The sequence below is a fragment of the Calditrichota bacterium genome (assembly GCA_014359355.1).
Lineage (GTDB): Bacteria > Zhuqueibacterota > Zhuqueibacteria > JANLFK01 > Oleimicrobiaceae > Oleimicrobium.
Window position 1 is genome coordinate 1 of the sequence record JACIZP010000328.1, and the last position, 2,113, is coordinate 2,113.

General features: G+C 60.9%; 3 protein-coding genes. 2 read left to right on the forward strand and 1 reads right to left on the reverse strand.

The genetic code is table 11. The annotated features are described in order from the left end of the window. On the reverse strand, window positions 1–820 hold an 820-nt coding region (locus tag H5U38_13915), incomplete at its 3' end, for an AMP-binding protein (protein MBC7188117.1). 193 nt (window positions 821–1,013) lie between these two features. Between H5U38_13915 and H5U38_13920 the strand changes: the two genes are divergently transcribed. Beyond that, window positions 1,014–1,439 (forward strand): hypothetical protein, encoded by a 426-nt coding sequence (locus tag H5U38_13920; GenBank protein ID MBC7188118.1) that lies wholly within the window; start codon window positions 1,014–1,016, stop codon window positions 1,437–1,439. Window positions 1,440–1,668: 229 nt separating this feature from the next. Continuing rightward, window positions 1,669–2,113, forward strand: a 445-nt coding sequence (locus H5U38_13925) for a peptidase M28 family protein (protein MBC7188119.1), incomplete at its 3' end; no start/stop codon positions are given.

Below are 2,113 nucleotides of genomic sequence, written 5' to 3' on the forward strand. Positions count from 1 at the left end.
TCTCAAAGTCGCCAGGCTTTGACTCGCGCAGGTAGCCGGCGAAGAAGATGGGCGTGGCAGCTATCATCGTTACCTTTTCTTCGCGGATGTAGACGGGGATGTTCTTGTAGTCCAAGGGGTTGGCGCAGGTCACGGCAGTCATGCCGACTATCAAGGGTAGCCAGAAGTCGACGGTGTAGCCGAACACATGGAAGAGCGGCAAGATGGCCATGACGCTGTCCTCTTCGCGCAGGTCGAACACCTCCCGGACGTCGCGGATGTTGGCACCGATGTTGCGGTGCGTGAGCTGCACCGCTTTGGGTTCCTTCTCGCTGCCGCTGGTGAAAAGAATTGCCACATTGTCGTCCACGTCGGTGGGCGGGAGGGAACGGATGATGGCGCCGGCGGGGAGTTTGGCGCGCAGGGCGGCGCTCAGCTTGTCAGCCGTGCCGATGGTTGCCATGAGGTCCTCAATGAAGACCATACCCGAGACGACCGGACAGCGGATGCGCTCCAGGAGCGCCCGCGAGGTGATGATGGTCTTGAAGCCACACTTGTTTTGGGCGTATTCGCAGTTATCCGCTGCGCCCGTGGAATAGTTGATCATGACCGGCGTCTTGCCAGCCATGAGCACTCCTAAGGTCGCCAGAAATGAGCCGGCAGAGGTGGGAATCATGATCCCGATGAAGCCCTCAGGGTACTTTTTGAACTTTTTCGCGAGGATGAGAGAGGCGATGAGGGCTTTGGAATACGTCACCCGCTTGTCGGTGGTGCGGTCGACGATCGCCATCTTACCGCCGAGCCTCTTTGCGTTCTTGATAAACTCGTGGTGAAGGATCATAAGGCCTCCGTAAGCGTTCTCTTTCTTTCACGAGCGACTCCTGAACCGCGTTCAGCGGCATATTTACACAAAAAAAACTTAAAAGTCAACGGAAATTTTCGCCCGGCGGCAAGTCCGACGTGGAGACGCTCTACGCGCCAAGGGCGTGCATCCCAGGGGACGGTTGCTCATTCAGGCAAAGGAGGACCCGGCCATGCGCTACATGCAGGTTTCGGGTAACGATCGCGACCATGCGTACTGCTCCGACGACGCGTGCCCGTGCGGCATACCAGGGGCAGTGATCCCCCGGGGCAAGGGCTACGTCTACGTCTCCGAGCAGGTCGTGGAGTTCCGCAAGGACTGTCTCACCGAGGAGGAGGCGCGCCTCAAGATTCAACGTCTCCAGGACGAGATGGGCGCGATGATTTTTGCGGGTTCCGGCGTCTTTGCTCCAATCCTGATGTGCGAACAGGGCGCAAGGAAGAGGGGCATTGACCTGGAGGTGGCAGCGAAGGACGCCGCGTACTGGTGGGAAACTGGGCTGGTGCCGCTGCGCGCCACCCCCCTTGCCGGGCAGGCATCCTCGGATGGCGAAGCGAGTCGGAGCGCAGGCAGGAAGTGGTGGCAATTCTGGAGGTGAGCTGCAGGGGTTCTGTTCTTGTTTCCATCTCTGCTCTTTGGGCCCGCGGTTCTAAGCCACTTACAGGAGTGAAGCTGAGGGCGCGCGTTGTTGGCGCCCAGGCAGCTGGGGACATCCATCAGCTCGGGCACTCCCCGAGGTTGCCCTTTGTTGGCGGGTATGCACGGGGCTGAGTCGGTCCTAAAGGTTCTGGGCTGTTTCTGCAAAACGGTGCAGCGAGGAGAAGGCGATGAGAAGAGCGGTGGTACTGCTTGTTTTGCTTGTCACCCATGGAGTCATAGGGCAGGTCGGTGCGGGATTTTCTGGGGAGGTGAACGCGCGCCATGTGGAGGTGGCGCAGGAAATAGTGCGCAGGGCGCTCAGTGACACCGTGGGGTACCACCTGCTCCGCCAGCTCGCGGCGATAGGGCCGCGCCTGGTGGGCTCGCCCGCAAGCATGCAGGCGATCCGCTGGGCGGAGCGCACCATGCAGCAACTCGGCCTGGAAGAGGTGCGCTTACAAGAGGTGACCGTGCCGCATTGGGAACGCGGAGAAAAGGAAGTGGCCGAGGTCGTCTTCCCGAAGGCACTGAAAGGGAAGCGCCTGGGCGTGGCTGCCTTGGGGGGGAGCGTCGCAACACCCCGCAGCGGCATCCGCGCCCAGGTCATCGAGGTGCAGGGCCTCGAAGAAGTGC